Source organism: Algoriphagus winogradskyi (assembly GCF_900182815.1).
GTDB classification, from domain to species: domain Bacteria; phylum Bacteroidota; class Bacteroidia; order Cytophagales; family Cyclobacteriaceae; genus Algoriphagus; species Algoriphagus winogradskyi.
Genome location: NZ_FXUA01000001.1, coordinates 250,015 through 274,573, shown reverse-complemented (window position 1 = coordinate 274,573; position 24,559 = coordinate 250,015). Strand labels below are relative to the sequence as shown.

The 24,559-nt window shown below is 39.4% G+C and carries 19 protein-coding genes; 16 read left to right on the top strand and 3 right to left on the bottom strand.

Annotated elements, in window-relative coordinates; translation table 11 throughout:
• Window positions 1-29 precede the first annotated feature (29 nt).
• The 4 genes from QOL76_RS01215 to QOL76_RS01200 are packed head-to-tail and all read left to right on the top strand — an operon-like array spanning window position 30 to window position 5,257.
• Window positions 30-1,400, top strand: a complete 1,371-nt coding sequence (locus QOL76_RS01215; protein ID WP_283411198.1) for a Gfo/Idh/MocA family protein — start codon at window positions 30-32, stop codon at window positions 1,398-1,400.
• A gap of 3 nt (window positions 1,401-1,403) precedes the next feature.
• Window positions 1,404-2,783: a putative oxidoreductase C-terminal domain-containing protein gene (locus QOL76_RS01210; RefSeq protein WP_283411197.1), complete on the top strand. Its 1,380-nt coding sequence runs from the start codon at window positions 1,404-1,406 to the stop codon at window positions 2,781-2,783.
• A gap of 54 nt (window positions 2,784-2,837) precedes the next feature.
• Window positions 2,838-4,244 (top strand): NAD-dependent epimerase/dehydratase family protein, encoded by a 1,407-nt coding sequence (locus QOL76_RS01205; RefSeq protein ID WP_283411196.1) that lies wholly within the window; start codon window positions 2,838-2,840, stop codon window positions 4,242-4,244.
• 59 nt (window positions 4,245-4,303) lie between these two features.
• Window positions 4,304-5,257: an aldo/keto reductase gene (locus QOL76_RS01200; RefSeq protein ID WP_283411195.1), complete on the top strand. Its 954-nt coding sequence runs from the start codon at window positions 4,304-4,306 to the stop codon at window positions 5,255-5,257.
• Window positions 5,258-5,328: 71 nt separating this feature from the next.
• Here QOL76_RS01200 and trpF read toward each other — a convergent pair whose 3' ends face one another.
• Window positions 5,329-5,949 carry a phosphoribosylanthranilate isomerase gene (trpF, locus tag QOL76_RS01195; RefSeq protein ID WP_283411194.1) on the bottom strand — a complete coding sequence of 207 codons (621 nt, stop codon included), beginning with the start codon at window positions 5,947-5,949 and terminating at the stop codon, window positions 5,329-5,331.
• Between the two features lie 128 nt (window positions 5,950-6,077).
• Here trpF and QOL76_RS01190 point away from each other — a divergent pair, with 128 nt between their 5' ends.
• From QOL76_RS01190 to QOL76_RS01145, 10 genes are all read left to right on the top strand, one after another.
• Window positions 6,078-6,737 carry a hypothetical protein gene (locus QOL76_RS01190; protein WP_283411193.1) on the top strand — a complete coding sequence of 220 codons (660 nt, stop codon included), beginning with the start codon at window positions 6,078-6,080 and terminating at the stop codon, window positions 6,735-6,737.
• On the top strand, window positions 6,724-8,388 hold the full coding sequence (locus tag QOL76_RS01185; protein ID WP_283411192.1) for a S8 family serine peptidase: 1,665 nt from the start codon (window positions 6,724-6,726) through the stop codon (window positions 8,386-8,388). Before QOL76_RS01190 ends, QOL76_RS01185 begins: the two co-directional genes overlap by 14 nt.
• 54 nt (window positions 8,389-8,442) lie before the next feature.
• Entirely contained in the window at window positions 8,443-9,102 is a 660-nt protein-coding gene (gene rpe, locus QOL76_RS01180) for a ribulose-phosphate 3-epimerase (RefSeq protein WP_283411191.1), read from the top strand.
• Window positions 9,103-9,215: 113 nt separating this feature from the next.
• Entirely contained in the window at window positions 9,216-9,725 is a 510-nt protein-coding gene (locus tag QOL76_RS01175) for a hypothetical protein (RefSeq protein WP_283411190.1), read from the top strand.
• A 94-nt stretch (window positions 9,726-9,819) separates the two neighbouring features.
• Window positions 9,820-10,842 (top strand): hypothetical protein, encoded by a 1,023-nt coding sequence (locus QOL76_RS01170; protein WP_283411189.1) that lies wholly within the window; start codon window positions 9,820-9,822, stop codon window positions 10,840-10,842.
• Between the two features lie 96 nt (window positions 10,843-10,938).
• Window positions 10,939-13,512, top strand: coding sequence for a DNA gyrase subunit A (gyrA, locus tag QOL76_RS01165; RefSeq protein WP_283411188.1), 2,574 nt, complete (start codon window positions 10,939-10,941; stop codon window positions 13,510-13,512).
• A gap of 27 nt (window positions 13,513-13,539) precedes the next feature.
• A complete protein-coding gene (locus tag QOL76_RS01160) occupies window positions 13,540-14,751 on the top strand; it encodes a tetratricopeptide repeat protein (protein WP_283411187.1) in 1,212 nt (403 codons plus the stop codon).
• Between the two features lie 183 nt (window positions 14,752-14,934).
• Window positions 14,935-16,065 carry an acyloxyacyl hydrolase gene (locus QOL76_RS01155; RefSeq protein ID WP_283411186.1) on the top strand — a complete coding sequence of 377 codons (1,131 nt, stop codon included), beginning with the start codon at window positions 14,935-14,937 and terminating at the stop codon, window positions 16,063-16,065.
• A gap of 82 nt (window positions 16,066-16,147) precedes the next feature.
• Window positions 16,148-18,604, top strand: a complete 2,457-nt coding sequence (locus tag QOL76_RS01150; protein WP_283411185.1) for a PIG-L family deacetylase — start codon at window positions 16,148-16,150, stop codon at window positions 18,602-18,604.
• Between the two features lie 103 nt (window positions 18,605-18,707).
• Window positions 18,708-20,429 carry a sodium:solute symporter family protein gene (locus QOL76_RS01145; RefSeq protein WP_283411184.1) on the top strand — a complete coding sequence of 574 codons (1,722 nt, stop codon included), beginning with the start codon at window positions 18,708-18,710 and terminating at the stop codon, window positions 20,427-20,429.
• A 68-nt stretch (window positions 20,430-20,497) separates the two neighbouring features.
• Here the strand turns inward: QOL76_RS01145 and QOL76_RS01140 are convergent, their stop codons facing one another.
• On the bottom strand, window positions 20,498-21,343 hold the full coding sequence (locus QOL76_RS01140; RefSeq protein WP_283411183.1) for a DUF2911 domain-containing protein: 846 nt from the start codon (window positions 21,341-21,343) through the stop codon (window positions 20,498-20,500).
• Window positions 21,344-21,529: 186 nt separating this feature from the next.
• On the opposite strand from QOL76_RS01140, the gene QOL76_RS01135 reads away from it, so the two are divergent.
• Entirely contained in the window at window positions 21,530-22,450 is a 921-nt protein-coding gene (locus QOL76_RS01135) for a 2-hydroxyacid dehydrogenase (RefSeq protein WP_283411182.1), read from the top strand.
• A gap of 173 nt (window positions 22,451-22,623) precedes the next feature.
• Window positions 22,624-23,466, top strand: coding sequence for a universal stress protein (locus QOL76_RS01130; protein WP_283411181.1), 843 nt, complete (start codon window positions 22,624-22,626; stop codon window positions 23,464-23,466).
• A gap of 209 nt (window positions 23,467-23,675) precedes the next feature.
• Here the strand turns inward: QOL76_RS01130 and QOL76_RS01125 are convergent, their stop codons facing one another.
• Entirely contained in the window at window positions 23,676-24,401 is a 726-nt protein-coding gene (locus QOL76_RS01125; RefSeq protein WP_283411180.1) for a tetratricopeptide repeat protein, read from the bottom strand.
• Between the last annotated feature and the right edge of the window lie 158 nt (window positions 24,402-24,559).

Here is a 24,559-nt window from a genome sequence, read left to right as displayed (position 1 = left end):
ATTCAAGTGATAATTAACCCTAAAGTGAAATGAAAAGAAGAGAATTTATTAAAAACACCACCTTAGCAAGTGCAGCAATAGGATTTCCTACTATTGTACCTGCTTCAGTTTTTGGAAAAAATGCCCCTAGTAATAAAATCAATATAGGTCAAATTGGTTGTGGTAGAATCGCGCGCGATCATGATATGCCAGGTGTTTGGCAGCATGATATAGCTCGTATCGTTGCAGTTTCAGATTTGGATAGCAACCGCATGGCGGATGGCAAAAAGCGTGTAGAAGATTACTACACCAAGAAAATGGGAAAAGCATATCTCGACGTAAAACAATATGGAGACTATAAGGACATGCTTCAGAATAAGGATATTGATGCCATAGTAATCAGTACTCCAGATCACTGGCATTCTCAGCCAGCTATGGAAGCTTCATTGGCTGGTAAGCACGTCTATGTACAAAAACCAACTTCCCTGACTATCCGTGAAGGGCGACAGCTGGTTGATGCTGTGAAAAAGTCAGGAACTGTCCTTCAGCTTGGTACCCAGCAACGTTCAAGTGAGCAGTTTAGAATTGCAGCAGAATTGGTAAGAAATGGAAGAATCGGTAAGCTTCACACTGTGAAGATCGGTCTCCCAGGAGATCCCTCAGGACCTGAGGCCGCACCTATGCCTGTTCCTGCCAACTTGAATTATGATATGTGGTTGGGTTCTACCCCTGAGGTCCCGTATACAGAAATAGGCGTACATCCACAGAAAGGATACGACCGTCCGGGATGGTTGAGATTGGAGCAGTTTGGAGCAGGTATGATCACAGGCTGGGGACAGCATCACTATGATTCTGCCGCTTGGGGAATGGATACTGAGCTTACTGGTCCACGATACATTCAAGCAGTAGCTGAATTCCCTCATTCAGGATTATGGAATGTGCATGGAGACTTTATGGCAAAAGCTGAGTATGATAATGGTATCACTATGTACACAAGTGGTGGCTACCCGAATGGAATTCGTTACGAAGGTACGGAAGGATGGATCTGGGTTTCAAGAGGTAATTATGTGGCTTCCACTTCAGATCCTGTAGCGCAGGGGAATAGTGCCAAAGCCTTGGATGCTTCAGATCCTAAAATTCTGAAATCAGTAATTGGACCTGACGAAATACAGTTGATCAGAAGTGATGAACACCATGGCAACTGGCTGGGAGCGATTCAGGGTAATAACGAATTACTTTCTCCGGTTGAAATCGGTCATCGTTCTTGTTCAGTATGCCTTGTCACGCACATTTCCATGAAACTTGGAAGGAAGCTGGAATGGGATGCTGCAGCAGAAAAATTTATAAATGATCCAGAGGCAAACTCAATGTTGGAAAGACCACAAAGAGCACCTTATGGTACTAATTATGTGAAAATTTAATTATTGAATATTTTGAAAAATACTGCTCTAGTAGCTTTGGCTGCAGGAATTTTGTTTTCCTGCGAAAATAAAGAAACTGTGACTGAGGCTTCTGAAACTAAGGCTGAGATTACGATTATGTCCCTTGACCCGGGACATTTTCATGCCGGATTAATTCATAAATCCATGTATCCTCAAGTGGATTCTACAGTCTATGTTTTTGCTCCAGAAGGACCTGAACTGAAAGACTACATGAATAGACTTTCTGGGTACAATAACCGTGAAGAGGATCCGACTGCCTGGAGTTTGCAGGTAAGTACTGGTGAGGATTATTTAGATCAAATGATCTCGACTAAGCCTGGCAATGTGATGATGGTAGCAGGAAAAAACGATCGTAAGATTGATTACATCTCTGCTGCAATTTCCAATGGAATCAACGTCTATGCTGATAAGCCTCTGGTGATTAATAAAGATGGATTTAAAAAGCTGCTCCATGCTTTTGATGAGGCATCACAAAAGGATTTGTTGCTTTATGATATCATGACTGAGCGTTTTGAGATCAGCACGATTTTGCAAAAAGAACTGAGTATGGATGCAGCGGTTTTTGGGGAACTGGAAAAAGGCACGCCTGAGAATCCAGCCATTACAAAGGAATCTGTACATCATTTCTTCAAATATGTATCAGGAAATCCTCTTGTTCGTCCGGACTGGTTTTTTGATACAGATATTGAAGGAACTGGTATCGTTGATGTAACGACTCATCTAGTGGATTTGATCCAATGGGAGGCTTTTCCAGGAGTTACTTTGGATACTACAGATGTTGAGATGCAATCAGCTAAACTTTGGTCCACAGATTTGGATTTAGAGCAGTTCAAGTTGGTTACAGGTAAAGCTGAGTTTCCTGATTTTCTTCAGAAAAACGTATCTGACGGTAAGCTGAGCGTGAATAGTAATGGAGAGATGAATTACACGCTGAAGGGTGTGCATTCTAAAGTAAGTGTGATCTGGAATTTTCAAGCGCCCGAAGGAGCTGCAGATACTCATTACAGCATGATGCGTGGAACCAAAGCCAATCTAATTATACAGCAAGGTGCAGATGAGAATTATGTTGCCACCTTGTATGTGGAATTATTGGATGGACAAGATGATTCTTTAGCAAGCTTGGTAAAAGAGAAGTTGCAAGGTCGTTTTCCGGGGTTAGATCTGGAAAAAATCACGGACAATAAGTACAAAGTAATCATCCCAGAGAAGTATCATAATGGACATGAGGCCCATTTTGCTCAGGTAACTGAAAAGTATTTGGAATATTTTGCCAATAAAAATATGCCGGATTGGGAAGTGCCAAATATGATTGTGAAATACTTCACTACGACTGAAGCTTTAGAAAAAGCCAAAGAAAAATAAATTTATACTGAACAGGACCACCAAATAATAGGTTGGTTAGTTAAGCTCTTTATTATGAAATTAACTAATCAACCTATATCTGTTTCTAAGCCAACTGTCGCACTTGCCGGTGCAGGTGGATATGTGGGTCGCTGGTTTATTCACCACTTCCGCCACAAATACAATATTATTGCTCTTAGTAGAAGAAAGGTAAAGGATAATCCATACCCTGAAGTGACTTGGAAGCAGGTGGAATTGTATTCAATTTCAAGTACAGTTGAAGTGCTTAAGGGGGTAGATGTCGCGATCTACTTGGTACATTCTATGAATGCTTCCACACGTCTAAATCAAGGTAGTTTTGAAGATACCGATTTACTACTTGCTGATAATTTTAGCCGAGCGGCTCATTTAAACAAAGTAAAGCAGATCATTTACTTAGGAGGATTGCTGCCAAAAGAGACGGGAGAAAGTCTGTCTAGACATCTCAGAAGTCGTCTTGAAGTAGAACAATCCCTAGGTTCTAGGTCTGCTAAACTTACCGCTATTCGGGCTTCGATAATAGTAGGGCCGGGAGGATCATCGTTTGATATGATTAAGAATCTAGTGACTAACTTGCCTGTCCTCATGTGTCCACAGTGGACAGAGTCTTTGACCCAGCCTATTTCTTTGCGCGACACTTTAGATATTATTGATACCTGTGTAGGAAATGAGAATGTATTTGGTAAAGCAATAGAAATTGGGAATCCTGAAGTGATTTCTTATCGAAAAATGCTGGAGTTGACAGCCGTTCAGCTAGGGAAGAAGAGGTTGGTTTTCTCAGTTCCCGTTTTCTCTTTGGGGCTTTCGAAGCTTTGGGTTGGCTTTTTTGGCGAATCTCCTCCTCAATTGGTTTCACCCTTAGTGGAAAGTTTGAAGCATACGTTGACGGTGTCCGAGGAATTGAAGTTCAAAGAGAAGCATATTGATTACCTGACATACGAAGAATCGGTCAGAGCTGCGCTGGATTCTACTGTAGAACTTAAAACTCCAAGCTTTTACCCGTTAGATAAAGTAAAGAATACTGTAAGAAGCATACAGCGAATGTCAAACACCCATGGACACTCAGCAACTTGGGTGGCTCAGCGTTATAATATTTGGCTACCCACATTCTTTAAGTTTTGGATCAATGGAGAAATGCTCGAAAGTGGAGAAATTGTGTTTTATCTATTGTGGACTAAAAAACCAATGTTGCAACTGACCATGATTCCAGATAGAAGTGAAGAAAGTAGGCAGCTCTTTTACATTTCCGGTGGCTGGCTAGTGAAGCGATTTGATCACGGATGGTTGGAGTTTCGTGGGGTTTTAGATAATAAATACATTATCTCAGCTATTCATGAATTTGTGCCAAGATTGCCATGGCTGATCTATGTGAACACTCAGGCTAAAATTCATCTTTGGGTAATGAATAGATTTAAGAAATATTTAAAGAATCGAGTGAATTAAATGCAGGGTTTATTCTGTTAAGAATTCACTCATATCATAATCTAAATTTTTATAATCATATGAAAAACTTAAGCTTTAAAAACGGAGATAAACTCCCAATTATCGGGTTAGGAACATGGAAAAGTAAACCAGGAGAAGTTAGTCAGGCTGTTTACTGGGCAATAGAAGCTGGCTATCGACACATAGATTGTGCGGCTGTATATCAGAATGAAAACGAAGTAGGGGAAGGTATTGCAAAGGCAATTTCAGAAGGATTGGTTACGAGAGAAGAATTATTTGTGACGTCAAAGCTTTGGAATAATTCACATAAAAAAGAGCAAGTTTTGCCTGCTTTGCAAAAGACACTTTCAGATTTGAAATTGGATTATGTAGATCTATATCTGATACACTGGCCTATTGCTTTTAAAGCTGGCGTGGGTTTTCCAAAAGATAGAGAAGACTTTTATACCTACGATGAGGTTTCCATAGCTGAAACTTGGGTAGCTATGCAAGAGGTGAAGGAAATGGGATATGCCAAACACATAGGAGTCTCTAATTTCAATCAAAAAAAGCTGGATGAATTGGTGCAACTCGGTGGCCAATTACCTGAAATGAACCAAGTAGAGATGCAGCCATATCTTCCGCAGGATGGCTTGGTTGAGTATTGCATAGAGCATGGAATTTTAATGACTGCATATTCTCCACTTGGTTCTCCAGATTCAAGGGCAGAAAAACATGAAAAAGATCCGAAACTATTGATTGATCCCGTAGTAAAGGAGATTGCGGATAAACATAAAGTAGGCGCTGGACAAGTTCTAATTGCCTGGTCTATCGCTAGAGATATTGCTGTAATTCCCAAATCCGTAAATAAGGATAGAATCAAAGGGAATTTGGCAGCTGCTAAAATTAATTTGGACGACCACGATTTGATGGAATTAAGAGATATCGGAATTAGTCACCGATTTATTGATGGTTCATTATTCACAGGTGATAACAGCCCTTATGAATCATCCGATTTATTTGACCAACCTTAAAGCATCCAGGATTTGACACAAAAAAGGCTATTGGATAAGTTCCAATAGCCTTTTTTGTGAAAATGATTTTTTTATTCATCCTCTTCCAATGTTTCAAGTATATCTGCAAGTTCATCGAAGTCTTTTAGACCTGGTTTGATTTCTTTTCCGCCTGCTAGCGTTATTCCATAAATCCCAAGTTCAGTAATAAGGTCTAGGACGTTTTCTGAAGTAATCCCTACTCCTAAAATAACCCTGCAATTTTCACTTAATATTTTTATCGCTTTTTTATCCTCATCAGTAAGCTCCTCGTGGATGGAGGTGACATGAAAAATGATTCCTGAAGCATTTAATTTTTCAGCAACTTCCAATTCAATGTGTCGAACATCTTCTAAATCCATTTTATAAATCAAGCCAAATCCCTTGCCTTCCAAATCTACTAGTGGATCAATCCTGTCATGCTCAACCCACTTTATTGTAGGGTAATTTTCTAAAGTGTGTAGGACTTTGTCTGACTCGTAGCTTTGAAATTCTCCGACAAACTCAAGTCCAGAAACCCATCCTGTGATTTCGTTATACTGCGTGGGATTGATGAATTTTTCAGATTCTTGTTCTAAAGAAAAGCCTAACAAATCCACATACATTCCCGAACAATACCTGGCATCTGAAAGATTGGTGATGCCGCTTATTTTTACAAAAGTGCTTAAAGCCATGATTTAAATTTTAAAGTTGCTAATTTAAACAGGATGATTGGCTTGAAAAAAGTATTTCGAAACTGTCTGTAATCTGCTTAGTCTATCTTTAGGAAAATACTAGTATTTTTAGTCATTGAATAATAAATATGGAAAGAAAGTTACCGCTTATTTTATTATTAATAGTTACGCTTTTTACTTCTTGTGATCGAGAAATCGAGGATTCACAAGTGGAATTGGGCTATGACTTTCAACCGCTGGAAGTTGGATTGTTTTGGGTTTATGAAGTAGATCAAACAATCTATTTTGGTGAAAATGATTCGGAGCAGGAATTATTTTTCTATAAGGATCGTATTCGAAGCTTTTATATAAATGCAGAAGGGGAGCAAGTTTTTATCGTAAACCGTAGCAAATCTACGGATGAGACCACTTGGATTCAGGTGTTGGAATATACCCTCACCCAACGAGACCTTGCTTTGGTACGTACGATTGAAAATCAGCCCTTGGTTACCTTAGTTTTTCCTCCCAAAGACGGTATTGTTTGGAATGGGAATGTCTATAGAGATGAATTAGCGGATGATTTCGAGTTAATTAATTCGGGCAATTCTATCCGGGTCAATCAAGAAGATAGTGACGATCAAGTAACTTACAGAGATATTCGATTTGAAGTTTACGACTTAGGTATAGGCTTGGTGGAAAAGTACGACGAGGTGTTAACCTACTGTTCAAGAAATGATTGTTTGGGAGATATGCTGATTGATTCAGGATTTAAGGTGCAAATAAAATTGACCGATTATGGGAAGGATTAAATTTTTAGCTTTTGTTCTCTTAGGAATGACTTTTTCTGGCAGTTTGGCTGCCCAGGATCGTTATGCTGTTTTCTATAAATATAAGCCTCAACAAACTCTTTCACTGGATAAACCAAGTGAATTCCTTTCTCAAAAAGCGCTGGATCGAAGAAGTAAAGAAGGCGTTGCACCGGATAGTTTGGATCTTCCTGTTGCGCAGAAGTATGTAGAAGCAGTTTACGAGAAGTCTAATTACATCCTGTATTCTAGCAAGTGGTTTAATGCTACTTTATTGGTGACAGATGCTACTAATGTTAAGGAAATAGAAGCTTTGCCGTTTGTTGAAAAAGTCGAGCTGGTGGGAAAGGGATTTATCCCAAGTCCGAATGCACGGGTTGGAAAAAGAATTTTTGCTTCAGTCAGTAATAGATATTGTCCTCCAGATGCTGAAAATGCCCGAATATTAGCCGCAAATGAAGAAACCTATGATTTTCAGAATTCTCTGATAGGAATTGATTTGATGCATGAAGAAGGTTTCACGGGCAAAGGAGTTTCCATAGCTGTTTTTGATGCAGGATTCCCTGGAGCTCAAACTGCCAGTCCTTTGGCACATCTACAAACAAATGGGCAAATCATCTCTACTATGGATTTTGTGAGGCCGTGGAATGATAATGTTTATTCGGATAATCAGCATGGCACAAATGTGCTTTCACTGATAGCTTCTAATGAACCTGGAAAAATGGTTGCTGGAGCTCCGGACGCTGATTACATCCTTGCTATGACAGAGGAAGTTGCCACGGAATTTTGGGTGGAAGAATACAACTGGGTGAGGGCAGCTGAGTTCGCAGATAGTTTAGGGACGGATATCATCAGTAGCTCGGTGGGCTATTATGATTTTGATGATCCTGACATGAACTATACGCTAGAAGACTTGGATGGAGAGACGACTATTATAGCACGAGGGGCAAGTATAGCTGCAAGTAAAGGGATACTGGTGGTAAATAGCGCTGGGAACTATGGTCCCGGGGTATCCACATTATCGTCTCCTTCCGATGCTAAAGGTATTCTAGCGATAGGATCTGTAGATAATGAGTTGGATATTGCTAGCAGCAGTTCCCGTGGACCAACAGGAGATGGAAGAATAAAACCTGACCTTGCAGCTTTAGGACAGGGAGCCTCTTTAATTCGCTCAAATGGTAACCAAGCTTATTCCAACGGAACTTCCTTCTCAGCTCCTCAGATTGCAGCGTTGGCTGCGGGTCTTTGGGAAGCCAAACCTGAATGGACAAAGGATCAGTTAATTGAAGCACTTTTGAATAGCGGTACTCAAGCTGATGAACCGGATAATTTATTAGGCTACGGCATTCCTAATTTCTATAGAGCCTACTACGGAGAAATCCTTGGCGTTGAAGAAAATGAAGAAGTAATGGTATGGAATGTTTTTCCTAACCCGGTACTTGGAGATCAATTAAACATTTACTTTGGACACAGCCTTAGTGCTGAATTTACCCTCATAGATCTTAACGGTAGAGCTTTGGAAAATGAGACCTTGAATAGATCCTCTGCTAAAGAGCCATTTAGGATTCTACTGCAAGGTGTAAAACCAGGGTTCTATGTAATTCAAATGCAGGATGGCGCATTAATCAAGCAAAGCAAATTGCTCAGACAATAGGAAATTGTGGCTTGAGTTGTAAATTCGTTTTTTCACATCTTCAACATATAATTCATGGCCCCTTTAATTGCCCCATCTATACTAGCTGCTGATTTTGCAAATCTCCAACGAGAAGTAGAAATGTTGAATTCATCGGCGGCGGATTATATCCATGTGGATATAATGGATGGTGTATTTGTACCCAATATTTCTTTTGGAATTCCTGTGACCGAAGCGATTCAACGTCATGCAAAAAAACCTTTGGATGTGCATTTGATGATTGAAAATCCGGATAATTATTTAGAAGACTTTAGGAAAGCTGGAGCAGAGGTGATTTCTGTTCATTATGAAGCCTGCACACATTTGCATAGAACTTTGCAGGCGATCCACAGTCTGGGAGCGAAAGCTGGTGTTGCCATCAATCCTCATACGCCAGTAGAACTTTTATCTGATGTGATCCAGGATATTGACCAAGTCATTGTGATGTCAGTAAATCCAGGGTTTGGAGGTCAGAAGTTTATAGAAAATACTTATTCTAAGGTGGCACGTTTGAAGGATTTAATTTTGGCTAAGGGATCTAATACTAAGATAGAAATTGACGGAGGGGTTAATCTGAATAACGCTCCAAAGTTATTAGCGGCAGGTGCTGATATTTTAGTTGCCGGAAGTTTTGTTTTCAACTCTCCTGATCCTGTTCTGACAATCCATCAACTAAAGAGCATTGAGCTGGTTTGACTTTGTGAAAAGCCATTTATCATAAAATATCTTAAAAAGGCCTCGAAATTCTTGAATTTTTCGCTTTTGAGAGTTTTATTAGACATTATAAGGAAATTAAAATCACAATGTTTATGAAAAAAGTATTGCTTTTCGGAGCGTTATTCGCGTTCCTAGGGCTTGCTGCTTACGCACAAGATGAGGAGAAAGTCACAGATGAAGACTTGGCTAAATATGCAAATGTAGAGGTAACATTTGACAATTATGTAAATTCAAAAACTGAAGAATTAAAAGCCATGATCTTGGAAAATGAGATTTTTCAAGGTGGAGCAAGATATAATGAAATCAAAGCTGCTTGGGGTGACGAAGCTAAAATGACGGAAGCAAATGTCACAGATGAAGAAAAAGCTGCTTTCGAAGAAGTAAAAGAATTTCAAGGATCGCTGCAGGGAGTTTTGAAAGAATACAAAACTGGGCTGATAATGGATGAGGAGATTTTGGGAGCTGGTACTTACAATAAAGTATTAGCCGCAACCAAAGAAGATCCTGCTGTTCAGGAGAAACTTGATACTATGATTGCCGAAATGAAGGCAAAGCAAGAAGCTGAGAAAGAAGATACTGAAGAACCAACTGACGGAAAATAAGAAATTATTTAAGTTAATATGAAAATGCCTCCTGATTGGGAGGCATTTTTTTTTAATTTCACACCAAGAGTCCCGAGCCTTCGTTTAGATTATTATGAATTACAGACAGCTTCCTATCACCTTGTTTCTATGTTTTATTCTCACTACTGTTTTAGCACAGGAAGAAGATATTTTTGGAATTTCTCAAAAAGCCAAAAATCCTAAAAGTGAGTCTGGGTTAGGGAATGTGACTAGGAATGTGCTGGAAGCGTTCAGCGTAGAGCTATCAGGAGGTGGTGCTTATCAGCAATTTGGAACAAATTTTTATTCAGCCAATACTAATCTTTACCCATTTTCCCGCTTTCAGAATTTCGATGGAGATCCTTTAGCTATTTCTGAAGAAAACCCTCTAGAAATGAAAGGCGGAGATTGGGTTTTTCCAAATTGGAATGGCGGGTTAAGAATTAACCTTTTCAATCTTTTAACAATTGGCGGTGGCTTTGGTCAGGAGTGGGGAAATTTAGCTCCCATGCAAGGTGGAGATTATCAGTTTGACTTCGAAGGAGTTACCTACCAAGTCAATAAATTATACGGAACTGTAGGGTTGGTCCTATATGATGCAAATAGAAGACGTGCATTTTTGAATTGGAGATATAGAAATTATTCTTCATCCAATCTTTACATGCAGTCAGAACTTAGACAGAGAGCTAGACAGAATTATCCTTGGAGGTTTATTTTTGAAGCGGAATTCGGCAAGCTGGATCTTAAGAAGGCTTATGATCCGGCACTAGTTGGTAGCGCTGGTCCATATGTTCCTCGGTTGGCCGTTTCAGATAAAAATTATTATGGATTAGCTCTCAGGATAGAACGGGACTTCTCCGAGTATACTAAATTATTTGTAAAAGGAGGAGCTGATTTCCGCAAGTTCACTTATGCAGCATCTGATTTTTCCGAATTCCAAGACCTTGATCAAAAGGTTTATGCAATGCAATTAGGACTTGCTGTTCGTTTTCCAGGAACAAAACGATGCAAAATTGCAGGCTGTGGCGTTGTGATGAAGCATATGCACAACGGAATTGAGTACAGAGGAAGTGGTATTTTTAATTTTCAGGACAGGAAAGTAGGACAGTGGTATTAAAGTCTTGATTATCGTCTTTGTACTTTATAATCTCTTTTCAAATAGAGCAGGTTTTTACTATCTTGCAGGCTTAATCGACCCCGTGAATAGCATTATATGGCTCAAGGAGAAAACGAGAACATCATACCCATTAACATTGAAGAGGAAATGCGTGGTGCCTACATCGATTATTCGATGTCGGTTATTGTTTCAAGAGCGCTTCCAGATGTCCGAGATGGACTAAAACCAGTACACCGCAGAATCCTTTTTGGAATGCAGGAACTGGGAGTATTACATAACAAACCTTATAAGAAGTCAGCCAGAATAGTCGGTGAGGTGCTTGGTAAGTATCACCCTCATGGTGATTCAGCCGTGTACGAAACGATGGTTCGTATGGCCCAGCCTTGGTCTCTGAGGTATCCAATGGTGGATGGTCAAGGTAACTTTGGCTCAGTGGATGGAGATAATCCTGCGGCTATGCGTTATACCGAGGCCAGACTTAAGCGTATAGCTGAGGAGCTTTTGGTGGATATCAATAAAGAGACAGTAGATTTTCAATTCAACTTTGATGACTCCCTCAAGGAGCCAATTGTTTTACCTGCAAAAGTTCCAGCACTTTTATTGAATGGAGCTTCCGGTATTGCAGTAGGTATGGCTACGAACATGGCCCCTCACAACCTAGGTGAAGTAATTGACGGCATTGTAGCATACATTGACAATAATGATATCACTATATCTGAGTTGATGGAGCATATCATTGCTCCTGATTTCCCTACTGGTGGTATTATATATGGTTACAATGGAGTAAAAGCTGCATTCGAGACTGGTAGAGGGAGAGTGGTTATGCGTGGTAAGGCGAATGTGGAAGTCAAAGATGGTGGAAATAAGGAGATGATTATCATCACCGAAATTCCATACATGGTGAATAAGGCAAGCATGGTAGAAAAAACTGCTGCGCTCATCAATGAAAAGAAAATCGATGGAATATCTGCCATTCGTGACGAGTCAGATCGCTCTGGAATGCGCATTGTTTACGAATTAAAGCGTGATGCTATTTCCAGTGTTGTTCTTAATAATTTATACAAGCATACACAGCTACAGACTTCATTCTCAGTGAATAATGTTGCCTTGGTAAAAGGTAGACCGCATACACTGAATCTGAAAGATATGATCGTACATTATGTCAATCACCGACATGAGGTAGTGATTCGTAGAACAGAGTATGAACTTAGAGAAGCTGAGAAAAGAGCTCATATTCTCCAGGGATATTTGATCGCGTTGGATCACTTGGATGAGGTGATTTCTTTGATTAGAAATTCTGCCGATCCTGAGACAGCAAGAAATGGCTTGATCGAAAGATTCGAGTTGAGTGAGATTCAGGCAAGAGCTATTCTCGATATGAGATTGCAGCGATTGACTGGAATGGAGCGTGAGAAGATCATCAATGAGTACAACGAGATCATGGCATTGATCGAGGAACTCAAAGAAATTCTTGCGAATGAAGACAAGAGAATGGAAATCATCAAAGAAGAGCTTTCAGAAATGAAAACCCGCTATGCTGATGATAGAAGAACTGAAATCGAGCATAATGCTGAAGATTTCAGTTATGAAGATATGATTCCAAATGAGGAAGTGATTATCACGGTGTCTCATGAAGGATATGTGAAGCGTACTGCGCTTACAGAATACAGAACTCAAGGACGGGGAGGAGTAGGATCACGCGGCGTAAGTACCAAACAAGATGATTTTACAGAATACTTATTTACAGCATCCACGCATAATTACTTGTTGATCTTTACCGACAAAGGAAAATTATTCTGGTTGAAAACCTATGCTATCCCTGAAGGATCTAAAACTTCCAAAGGAAGACCAATTCAGAACCTGATCAGCATTGAGCAAGATGATAAGATTCGTTCCATTATCCAGGTGGCGGATTTGAATGATCAGGATTACTTGAACAATCACTTCTTAGTTATGGTCACTAAGCAAGGAGTAATTAAGAAGACTACCTTGGAGCAATACAGTCGACCTAGAACAAACGGTATCATTGCTTTAAATATTCGTGAGGATGACCAATTGGTAAATGTAGAAATGACCAATGGCAGCCAGCATATCGTGATTGCAGCAAAATCTGGAAGAGCTATTCACTTCAACGAAGAAGCAGTAAGGCCAATGGGTCGAACAGCTACTGGTGTTAGAGCGATCAGGTTAAATGATGATAATGACTATGTGATTGGCATGGTATGTGCATCTGAAGAAAATGCCACCCTGCTCGTAGTGTCTGAAAAGGGATACGGAAAACGCTCCAGTCTAGACGAATATAGAATCACCAATCGTGGAGGCAAAGGAGTGAAGGCAATGAATGTAACCGAGAAAACCGGAGCACTAGTTGCAATCAAAGAAGTAGTAGAAACAGATGATTTGATGATTATCAATAAGTCTGGGATCACAATCAGAATTTCTGTCGATGGTCTTCGCGTTATGGGAAGAGCTACTCAAGGAGTTCGATTGATTAAAATAGGGGAGAATGACGAAATTTCTTCTATTGAAAAAATATCAAAAGAAGAGGATGTAGAAGTTTTAGAAGACACCTTAGAAGTAACAGACGAGAACGCTGATACTACTAGTGAAGAGCCTAAAGCTGATGATTCTGAAAACTCTTCCGATGAATCAAATGAAATAAACGAATAACCAACCAAACAAGAAAAATACGCTAAAATGAAGAAGCTAATTCTATCAATGGCCTTGATCGGTGCAACGACCCTGGCTTTTGGACAAAAAAAAGTCGTTCGTTCTGCAGAGAAGAACTTTAAATCCGGAGATCTCGCTGCTGCAATGACCGACATAGAAGCTGCAAGCTCTGATCCAGAAACGGGAGGCGATCCTGCGACTTACCTTTTAAAGGCACAGATTGAAACCAAAATGTTTGGTTCTGATTCCAGTAATACTGCTTCTACTGTAGAAACTGGACATACTGCTTTATCAACTTATTTCAAAGCATTTGAAATGGCAGGAAGTGACAAAGAAAATGGTGTAGGCGAAGAAGTTTATGCAGATGATATGCCAGGTGTTCCTGACAACCTAAGACCATATTCTATCTATACGCTCAAAAACATTGCTTTTGACAAGGCATTAGAGAGATATAACGATGGTGATGAGGAGATGGCTTATGAGTTCTTTGATCTAGCAGGTGAAGTAGATCTTTCGGATACTACTATTCATTATAACGCTGGTTTTATTGCTAATGAACTCGGTAAATATGAGGAAGCAAAGAAGCATTTTGAATATTTGCTAGATGTAGAAGAATATAATAAGCTGACTGTTTATTATTTAATGGTTCAAATTCTAACAGGTGAAGATAAAAACCCGGAGGCTGCTTATGATTTGATAATGGCTGCTAAAGAGGATTATCCTGAAGATAAAATCCTGGCTGAGTACGAGATCCAATTGCTACTTCAATTGAATAAAATGGACGAAGCAATGGCTTCCATTCAAGACGCATTGAAAAATGACCCAAATAACGCAGGTATTCTTTTGAGATCAGGATACTTGAAGGAACAAGCTGGCGATATGGATGGTGCTCTTGAGGATTACAAAAAGTCAGTAGTTGCAGATCCTGAATTCTATGATGGAAACTATTATGCAGGTGCTCTTTTGCTAGAAAAATCTAGAGAAATCGTTGTAGAATTAGGAGCTCTTTCAGACGAAGAGTGGGAAGCTAGATCGGAGTCTATGAATAAAGAATCTAATGGTTACTACGCAGAATCAATTCCATATTTTGAAAAAGCGCTAGAAATTAGACCTGATAATACTGATATCATGGCCATTCTTTATCAAGTTAACCTTCGATTGAAGAATGAAGCTGAAATGGAAAAATATAATAAAATGTTGATCGAATTGAAAGGTCCGAATTGGCAGGATAACATGTAATTCTTGTCTTAATACTTGAATTGAAGCCTCTGAATCACTATTCAGAGGCTTTTTTTGTTTTAGTCATGGGGGCCATAGCTGCTAGAATTGTTCGGTGATTTACTGTCGGAACCTAGATTCAAAATAGATAGCCGAGTTTTTTGCATTATCTATATCTTTGCCCTCTGAAAATTTAAAGTATCTATGCGATTGCAAGGAGTACAAATATTGGCTTGTTTATTTTTTGGGTTATTTAGTTTTCAAACAAATGGTCAATCCAAAAAGGTTATCGAATTTTCTTATGATCAAGGGCCTATCATCGGCAACAATAAAGATTGGGCTAATGAATTAATAGATAGGATTGATTACAAAGGTTTTGATGTACGTTTTGGATGGAGAAGCAGCGAAAATAATCACTACAATTACATCAACCGATTTCCTAGCTATGGAGTAGGTTTCACATCTGCTATTAATTATTACACTGAAATAGGAAGGCCAATGGGCGTTTATGCTTTTGGGGAGGTTCCATTCGGTAAGCTCAATTTTGATAGAAAACTGAATTTTAGCTATTTCACGCAAATTGGTTTAGGTTTCAATATGAATCCTTATGATGCAGAAACTAATCCCATAAACGGATTCGTAGGATCTGCGGTAAATGTTCACATTCATTTCGGATTTAAAGCTTCTTACCAGATTTCTAATAGATTTGATGTTTTTACTTCAATAGGTGCCAAGCATTATTCAAATGGATCTATTAAAAAGCCTAATTCTGGAATCAATTTTATTCCTATTTCAGTAGGAATTAGAGTTCCTCTGGATAAAGAAGAATTTCACCCTGGTCCTAAACCCGAATTTCCTCCTTTAGAAAAAAGGTTTTTCTTGAATATTACAGCTTATACCGGTTTGAAAAGCTATGCTATTGGAGAGCGAGCTTATTTCAGAGGAGGATTAGGAGTGAATTACCTTTGGGAACTTTCATATAAATACCGGATGGGTTTAGGTTTAGATTGGTTTTATGGTGGAGGCGCAAATTTTCGATATCCTGGAGAAAGCATTACTTTTTCAGAGGTCAACTCCTTTGCAGTTGTTGGCTCTTGGGAATGGAAATTGACAGAGAAACTATATATGCCTATTGCCCTTGGAGTGTACCTGAGTAAGGCTGATTTGAATGAAGAAACAGCTAATTTCTATGAGAGAATAGGTGTGCGCTATAGAATGAATCACAATCTATTTGCAGGGGTACAAATTAAGGCTCATAAAGCAAAGGCAGATTTTTTTGAATTTACTTTTGGCTACACAATTCCTGGAAAAGTGAGGAAGATAATCATCCCTTAAGCACTTCTTTTTCCTTTAATCAAAAAATATTTTTATTTCCATCAGGCTTATTCTAGCTTGTAGGGATAAAGAATGCCCTTTTATGACCAAGCCAGTAGTGTTCAGTAGTTTAGCATTTATTTCCTTGTTGCTAAACAGTTTGATCTGTATTTCTCAATCAGTTCCTTCATCAGAAATTTATCATCAGCTGCTTCAGCTCAAAGAAACCAAAAGGGTATTGTATGTAGCGGCACATCCGGATGATGAAAATACCCAATTGATATCTACCCTTCGGAATGGCGAGCATGTGGAAGTTGCATACTTAAGTTTGACACGTGGAGATGGAGGGCAGAATTTGCTTGGGAAAGAACTGGGAATTGAACTCGGGCAAATCAGAACACAAGAATTGCTCCGTGCCAGAGAGACCGATGGGGGAAGGCAGTTTTTTACCAGGGCAATGGATTTTGGGTATTCAAAAAACCCAGATGAGACTCTTCAAAATTGGGATAAACAGAAGGTGTTGTCCGATGTGGTTTGGGTAGTAAGAAGTTTCAGGCCAGATATTATCATCACTAGATTCAATACAATTCCTGGAGGGAATCATGGTCATCACACCACTTCGGCTATTTTGGCTGAAGAAGCATTTGATTTGGCTGCGGATCCTACTGCGTTTTCAGAGCAATTGAAGTTCGTGGAGACCTGGCAGCCTAGGAGGATATTTTGGAATTCATATAATTTTGGAGGAGAGTTTGAAGCCAATCCAAAAGAAAAGTATGCAATTTTTCAGGTGGGGGATTACAATAGCCTGCTGGGAAAAACATACAGTCAAATTGCTGCCGATAGTCGCACCATGCATAAATCACAAGGCTTTGGTGCCACGGCTAGAATAGGAGCGGCTGAAGATAATCTCCAGTTTATTAAAGGAGAATCCTTTAAAACTTCTGCTTTTGAAGGGATTCCAAATCGATGGGAGGAAGTAGAAGGTGGAAAAAATATCGAATCTTTGATCCAAAGAGTAATTGATGATTTCAATTTCATCGCGCCAGTTTCAAACTTGAATTCTCTGTTAGACGTTCGGGCTAAACTATTGGCACTAGCTTCCAAAACACCTTGGGTTCTAGAGAAAGCTGAGAAACTGGATCAGCTGATTTTTGAAATATTGGGGTTAAAAATGGAATTTGTAACAAATCAAGAGCTTGGATATGCTGGTGAAGCGATCAAAGCTAGTCTGGTTATCAACAATCCTTCTTCAGTCCTGATAAATGATATTTCTTTACAGTTATTAAGTACTTACTATTCTGACGAGAAAAGGACTACGTTGAATAACGAAACTCTCCAAATTCCAATTGAGTTTGAAATACCAGAAAACACACCGCTTTCACAGCCTTATTGGTTGGTGAACCCAGTAGTAGATGCAATCTATGATGTGAAAGATCAACAGATGATCGGAAAGCCCTTCAATGATATGAAGGTAGGAGGTGACTTAACTTTCAAAATCGAGGGACAGGAATTCAAAACGGCGATTCCTTTGGAATACAAATACAATGATCAGGTTGATGGTGAAGTGAAACAACCTTTTACAATAGTTCCGGAGATTGACCTGGAGGTGTCCGATCAAAATGTATTTCTTATCTCAGACCTTAATCCTCTTGTAACAGTGACGGTCAATTTCAATGGAGAAATGAAAGAGGGAAATCTCACATTTAAAAACCTGCAGAATTATGAATTCGAAATAGTAGGAGTAGAGGAGAAGTTAAGCCAAAAGAAAAAGCTTTTCCAAGTCTCTTTCAAATTGGATAAAAATGAAAAGAGAGAAGTTGTAGCTCAATACGAAACTGCTGAAGGGGGCACTTTTGACCAGGTAACCCACCGGATTTCCTATAAGCACATTCCTAATTTGACCTATTTCTCTTCTGCTTCAATGAATTTGATACAGGAAGACTGGAAAATTTCTGGCGCAAAAATCGGATACATTATGGGGGCCGGAGATGATGTTCCTGCGGTTCTTTCTTCTTTAGGCTACCAGGTTACGGAAATCAATGACTATTCTTTAGTTAACCTATCACAATATAAAAGCATTGTGGTCGGTATCAGGGCATACAATACCAATGCCGAACTAGCAGCCAATCAGGCAAACTTAATGGCCTATGTGAACAATGGAGGGACTGTGGTCGTGCAATACAATGTGAGTAGACCCCTTCTTATTGAGAATCTCGGCCCTTATCCTTTTTCAATCAGCAGAGATCGGGTGACAGTAGAGAATTCCCCATTCGAAGCGGATTGGGATCATCCGATTTTAGTTGGTCCTAACAAAATCACAGTTGCTGATTTTGACGATTGGATTCAGGAAAGAGGATTGTACTTTGAAGCGAATATTGCTCCTGAATATTCTACCCCGCTGTCATTCCAAGATCCAGGAGAAGATCCTTTGAAGGGCTCGCTGATCTATGCAAAATATGGAGATGGGATATACATTTATACCGGAATTTCTTTCTTCAGAGAGTTGCCTGCAGGAGTCCCAGGTGCCATTAAATTATTTATAAACTTGATCGAGCAATAGTTTTGGAGGAAAAACAGATACGTTGGAAATACCTATATGCAGGATTAATGGCTTGCCTTCTTTTGTTGATGGTGTTATTTAATTGGCTTAAAGTCACCTACGCATGAGCACTTTAGATTGGGTTGTACTTTTTGGGACGCTGGCGCTTATAGCGACTTATGGAGTTTATAAAACTTATGGTCCAAAGAGCCTGGATTCTTACCTAAGAGGTAAAAACTCCATGAATTGGTGGTCGATTGGATTGTCTATAATGGCTACTCAGGCTTCTGCCATTACCTTTTTGAGCACTCCTGGACAAGCTTATGAAGACGGAATGCGATTCATTCAGTTTTACTTTGGGTTGCCGTTAGCAATGATCATTATTTCGGTTGTCTTTATTCCGATTTATTACAAACTGAAAGTTTACACAGCATACGAGTTTCTAGAAAATAGATTTGACCTGAAAACCCGAACCCTTGCAGCACTATTGTTTATTCTGCAGCGAGGTTTAGCAGCAGGTATTACCATTTATGCCCCCGCAATTATATTGTCCACTTTGCTAGGTTGGAATTTGACATTTACCAACGTTTTGATTGGCTCGGTAGTTATTCTTTACACAGTCTCTGGTGGTACTGAGGCCGTTTCTATTACCCAAAAGCAACAAATGGCTGTAATGATGGGTGGGATGATATTGGCTGGGATAATAGTTATCCAATTGCTGCCAATTTCATTTCAAGAAGCTATGCATGTGGCTGGGAAGATGGATAAACTGAACATGATCAACTTTGAGTTTGATATCTCAGATCGATACAATGTCTGGTCAGGTATGACTGCAGCTGTCTTTCTGTTCCTATCTTATTTCGGCACAGATCAAAGTCAGGTACAACGCTACCTTTCAGGCCAGACACTTTCTCAAAGTCGAATGGGACTGATAATGAATGGCTTTTTGAAGATCCCTATGCAATTCATCATTCTTTTTATTGGAGTGATGGTATTTGTGTTTTACCAGTTCTTTTTACCTCCGGTAGTTTTTAACAAAGTGCAGACGGATAAGCTGCGAGAAAGTGAATATGCTAGCGAATTTGAAGGTTTGGAAGCAGAATATGCGGAGAAGTTTGAACTCAGTAAATCTTCCTACTTGGAAATGCTGGATGCGATAGAGCAAGGTGATGAAGTGAGGGAAACAGAAATTCGCGAGGAAATCTCAGTATTGAAGTCTGAGCAGGAAAGTATTCGCGAAGAGGTAAAAGAACTGATTGTAACCAATGATCCTGTGGCTGAGACCAGGGATACCGATTATGTATTTATGCGTTTTGTGATGGATAATCTCCCTAATGGTATCATCGGGTTGCTTTTCGCAGTAATTTTCTCAGCTGCGATGTCATCAACAGCTTCCGAGTTAAATGCATTAGGGTCCACAACTACTATAGATTTATATAAGCGTTCGATTAAAAAAGAAGCATCTGACAAGCACTACCTAATGTCATCCAAGCTTTTTACCGCTTTTTGGGGGGTCGGAGCAATACTCTTCGCTACCTATGCATCTTTGTTTGAGAACTTAATTCAGGCAGTCAACCTACTTGGTTCACTTTTCTATGGTACCATTCTTGGGATTTTCTTAGTGGCTTTCTTTATGAAGTGGGTGAAAGGGCAGGCAGTATTTATTGCGGCATTACTTTCCCAGGGACTGGTTTTATTTGTGCATTTCAACAATGGAGATGTAATGGACAACAACCTTTGGGATATTGGTTTCCTTTGGTATAATCCTATCGGATGTCTTTCAGTGATGATTTTTGCAGCACTACTTCAGATGATCATTCCTTCCAAAAGCACGAGTCAATCATAAATAGCAAAAGCCTCCGATCTGGAGGCTTTTCTAAGTTAAGTATCTGACATTGAATATCTGGTGATGAATTACTTCAATGATTTAATCAATCGTTCATTCAATCCTACATAGTCTGGATTTCCGGCTTCCTCAGCCAAGTCAATAGCTTCCGTCGCAGTTTCTACAGCTTCTGTTTTTTTACCCAAAGCTGCTTCTATCTTTGCCTTCAGATGCATGGTCCAGTATTTCGGATCGGCTTCTACAGACTCATTTATCCAATTGTAAGCTAGATTGATGTCCTTGCCGTTTGTATAATAATAACTGGCTGCAGAATACAATAAGCTGGGGTCTGAAGTATCACCATCAATCACATATTCTTGGATTTGCGCCATCACTAGGGGATCGACTTCTGTTTCTATTCTGAAATCAACTCTTGTATTTTCCCATTTCAATGAAAGATCAGAACCTGTATCTGTCATATTTGCAAAGCTGATCTCAAAGGTTTCCGCCTTCTTGCTAAGTTTTTCGGGTTTAGCTTTGAATCTGATAAGGTCATCACTTTGCTCGTAACCTATTGCTCCCCACAGTTTGATGTTTTTTGAGAGAATCATCGTCCACTCAGATTTGCCTGGAATAGCATAAAGCGCATATTGACCAGAAGGGATGGTGGTACCGTCGATGATTACATCCGTAGAAAAGGATAGAACCGTGGCGCCATTCGCCCCAGTTCTCCAAATTTGTCCGTAGGGAACAAGCTCTCCAAATATTTTGCGGCCTTTGGTACTAGGTCTGCTGTAGTCCACAGTCACATCCGTCAAGCCGACTTTTTGGGCAATTTTAGCCGATGGAGATGCCTGTGGCATTTGGATTTGCTGCGCAAAAGAAACAGCGCAACAAAGTAAAAAGGCTATTGTTAGAACGGTTTTTTGTTTCATTAAAATTGAAGTTATAATTTGGTTTAGACATACTTAAGCGTAAAATTTGAAAGTATGTTTTGAATTGAGATGCAATTTGAAAGTTTTTATAGAGATAAAACAGAGTGCATACTTCGTTTTTTTTATCAAAATTGAACCTTTTCCCCAGTTTTCCATCCACAATTAATTTCCTTCGTATAGAACAGTATGAGTTTAGCTATTATTTGTCCCGGTAAGAATCCGGATGTTTGGATTGAGCAATTCAATAAGCTCGATTCTGAACTTTCCATTGAAGTCTACCCAGAAATCACCAATCCTGAAAAAGTCGAATTTGTCTTTCTTTGGCAACATCCTGAAGGAATTCTTTCTGACTTTCCAAATTTAAAACTGATCAGCTCCATGGGAGCGGGCGTGGATCATATTTTGCGCGATAAATCGATTCCGAAGGATATACCAATTGTGAGAATTGTTGATGATAAACTTACCTTTTCAATGACTAATTATGTGGTGATGGCTGTTTTGAATTACCACAGGCAGATTTCTCGCTACCAGATGAACCAAACTCGAAAAGTCTGGGATATGAGTACTCCAGAATTGGATGTGTCTATAGGCGTTATGGGGGTTGGGGCTTTAGGTAAGGATGTAATGGATAAGTTAAGTATTATGGGCTTTCCAGTAGCTGGTTTTGGTTTTTCCGAAAAAACTGATTTCGAATATCCATATTATACCAAAGACCAGTTGGATGAGTTTTTAAAAAAAGTTAATGTGTTAGTCTGCCTTCTTCCATTGACGCCGGATACGGAGAATATTCTCAATGCTGAGCTTTTTGAAAAATGCAATCCCAATACCTACCTCATAAATGTGGCAAGAGGAAGACACCTGGTTGAAGAAGATTTGACAAAAGCCTTGGAAAATGGCCAGCTTTCAGGAGCTATGCTTGATGTGTATCGAGAAGAGCCATTGCCTGAGAATCATCCGTTTTGGGAAAACTGGAAAATAACAATGACTCCGCACATTGCTAGTGTAACTAACCCACAGGCAGCAGCACCGCAAGTGATAGAAAACATAAAGAGAATCCGTGAAAACAAGGAATTGATTAATGTCGTTGACCGCACTCGAGGTTATTAATTACTAGGATTATCCGCAAGGATGCCAGTAATCTAGATTCATTGCTTATCAGGCTTGAAGACCGAACTGGCCTCAATTCTAAGTTTAACATATCATACTTTGCATTTAGCATCCTACTGGTAGAAAAGCGGATATACATATTAATTAATCAGAGAGTATAAAAAACAAATAAAATGGATCAGACTTTTAAGATATTGTGCCCTACAGATTTTTCAGAATGCTCTTTGAATGCTATCGAATATGCAACGAGATTGGGAGAAAAGTACAAGGCGGATCTGATTCTATTTCATGTGCTCAATCGGGAGGATTATCAAAAACTGTCACCGTCAGATACTGATGGGAAACATCAGATGGATTTTGTTTTAGAAAAACTTCAGAATTTGCAAAAAGCAGTTAATAAGGAAGGAATAAACAAGGGGTTGCGTAGCTGTACTTCTGTCGTGAGGGAAGGCAACATCGTCAAGGAAACCCTCAATTATGCTACAGAAATTAATACGAGCTTAATTGTGGTAGGCACGGAAGGTGTTAATGATTTTAGAGAAAATATTATAGGTTCTCGAGCAAGTAGGATAGTGGAGCAGTCACAATGGGATATACTAGTGGTCCCTAGGAAGGTGTTTTTCAAAGCGCCCAGAAAACTTGTCTATGCTAGTGATTACCTAGAAGAGGATAAAATTGCAATTCAAAAGGTTGTTGAATTTGCACGGTTTTTTGATTCTGAGATAGATATAGTCCATGTCAGCGGTACGCACAAAGCATTGGATAAGTCACTGCACGAGACAATGGTGGAAGAGATTGAGCCATTCATTAAATACGATAAAGTCAATTTTGTCTTAAAATCCTTCCGCGATGATATTGCCTTGGGATTGGAAAATTACCTGCAAACTGCTAAAGGTGACATGCTAGTGACTTTGAGTGAAAAGAAGTCATTTTTCGATCAGATTTTTTCAAAAAGTCTTTCAAAAAAAATGGCCTATTTTATCAATAAGCCACTTTGGGTGATAAAGTCTGCTTAGGCTTTCCAATTAGGTACATTTCGCGAGTTAGTCATTATGATTATCTGCAAAGATGCCAATCACCTTGGATTCTTTGCCTATCTAGGAGGAAGGTCGATGACTCCCGCACTGGCGGGACAGGCTGAAGCGGCCTCAATTCTTAAGTTTAACATATCCATTGTTGATTTTGACTCCATACTGGGACAATAGCGGATATACCTATTAGTCAGTTAACCTTTCTTGCCACTGAAGAATCCTTTCAAATAGTTGCCGAATTCTTTTCGTGTGTGTGCGTTATTGAAAACAGAACCTAAGGTGTTCAAGAAATGGTTAAAAGTCATTTCCTTTTTTTGAGCTGTTGCTAACGGCTCTTCATTCGTTTTAGAACCTATTTTTGGAAGTTCGGAGCTTTCTTTAGACGGATTAGCATTTGGAGTAGAAGTTCCGGTTGGTTTGTAGCCAATCAGATCATCGGCTTTTTCAAAGCTTTTCTTTGACTTGGCTTGATATCCCAATTTCTCTTCTACCAATCCTTTGTTGTTGTGAGAAACAGCATCTTCAGGATCTAGTTCTATAGCTTTTTCATAATCTGCTATTGCTCCTTCCAAATCGCCGATTCTGTCTTTTAAATAGGCACGACTACTGTATCGATAGGGATTTTTAGGATCAAGATTAGCAGCCCTGTCAAGTTCGGATAGTGCTTCTTTATTTCGTTTGAGTAAATGCAAAACTACGGCCCTATCTGAGATGAAATCGGTGTTGTAAGGCTCCAATGATGTTATCAAATCAAATTCAACCAAGGCTTCTTCAATTTTTCCCATTCGGGAGAGGATTCTTCCTCTGTTCAAATGAAGCTGTGGATGATTAGGCGTTTCCTTGACCAATCCATTGAAAATGGACAATGCTTCCTCAAACTTCCCTGATTTATATAATTCTATTCCTTTTTCGAAGCTCATGATTTCTTATTTAACTGCAGAGTGCGCGGAGGTTTCGCAGAGGGTGCAAATTGTTATTAATGATCAAACTTCTTACGATCAATCAATTTTCCCTTATATTTTATAACTTAAAACTTTAACACCTTTCAAACTTCCACCCTTTCCACTTTCCAACTATC

Coding starts and splice junctions, on each gene's coding strand:
- QOL76_RS01215 (WP_283411198.1), top strand. CDS start 30: ATGAAAAGAAGAGAATTTATTAAAAACACCACCTTAGCAAGTGCAGCA.
- QOL76_RS01205 (WP_283411196.1), top strand. CDS start 2,838: ATGAAATTAACTAATCAACCTATATCTGTTTCTAAGCCAACTGTCGCA.
- QOL76_RS01200 (WP_283411195.1), top strand. CDS start 4,304: ATGAAAAACTTAAGCTTTAAAAACGGAGATAAACTCCCAATTATCGGG.
- trpF (WP_283411194.1), bottom strand. CDS start 5,949: ATGGCTTTAAGCACTTTTGTAAAAATAAGCGGCATCACCAATCTTTCA.
- QOL76_RS01190 (WP_283411193.1), top strand. CDS start 6,078: ATGGAAAGAAAGTTACCGCTTATTTTATTATTAATAGTTACGCTTTTT.
- QOL76_RS01185 (WP_283411192.1), top strand. CDS start 6,724: ATGGGAAGGATTAAATTTTTAGCTTTTGTTCTCTTAGGAATGACTTTT.
- rpe (WP_283411191.1), top strand. CDS start 8,443: ATGGCCCCTTTAATTGCCCCATCTATACTAGCTGCTGATTTTGCAAAT.
- QOL76_RS01175 (WP_283411190.1), top strand. CDS start 9,216: ATGAAAAAAGTATTGCTTTTCGGAGCGTTATTCGCGTTCCTAGGGCTT.
- QOL76_RS01170 (WP_283411189.1), top strand. CDS start 9,820: ATGAATTACAGACAGCTTCCTATCACCTTGTTTCTATGTTTTATTCTC.
- gyrA (WP_283411188.1), top strand. CDS start 10,939: ATGGCTCAAGGAGAAAACGAGAACATCATACCCATTAACATTGAAGAG.
- QOL76_RS01160 (WP_283411187.1), top strand. CDS start 13,540: ATGAAGAAGCTAATTCTATCAATGGCCTTGATCGGTGCAACGACCCTG.
- QOL76_RS01155 (WP_283411186.1), top strand. CDS start 14,935: ATGCGATTGCAAGGAGTACAAATATTGGCTTGTTTATTTTTTGGGTTA.
- QOL76_RS01150 (WP_283411185.1), top strand. CDS start 16,148: ATGACCAAGCCAGTAGTGTTCAGTAGTTTAGCATTTATTTCCTTGTTG.
- QOL76_RS01145 (WP_283411184.1), top strand. CDS start 18,708: ATGAGCACTTTAGATTGGGTTGTACTTTTTGGGACGCTGGCGCTTATA.
- QOL76_RS01140 (WP_283411183.1), bottom strand. CDS start 21,343: ATGAAACAAAAAACCGTTCTAACAATAGCCTTTTTACTTTGTTGCGCT.
- QOL76_RS01135 (WP_283411182.1), top strand. CDS start 21,530: ATGAGTTTAGCTATTATTTGTCCCGGTAAGAATCCGGATGTTTGGATT.
- QOL76_RS01130 (WP_283411181.1), top strand. CDS start 22,624: ATGGATCAGACTTTTAAGATATTGTGCCCTACAGATTTTTCAGAATGC.
- QOL76_RS01125 (WP_283411180.1), bottom strand. CDS start 24,401: ATGAGCTTCGAAAAAGGAATAGAATTATATAAATCAGGGAAGTTTGAG.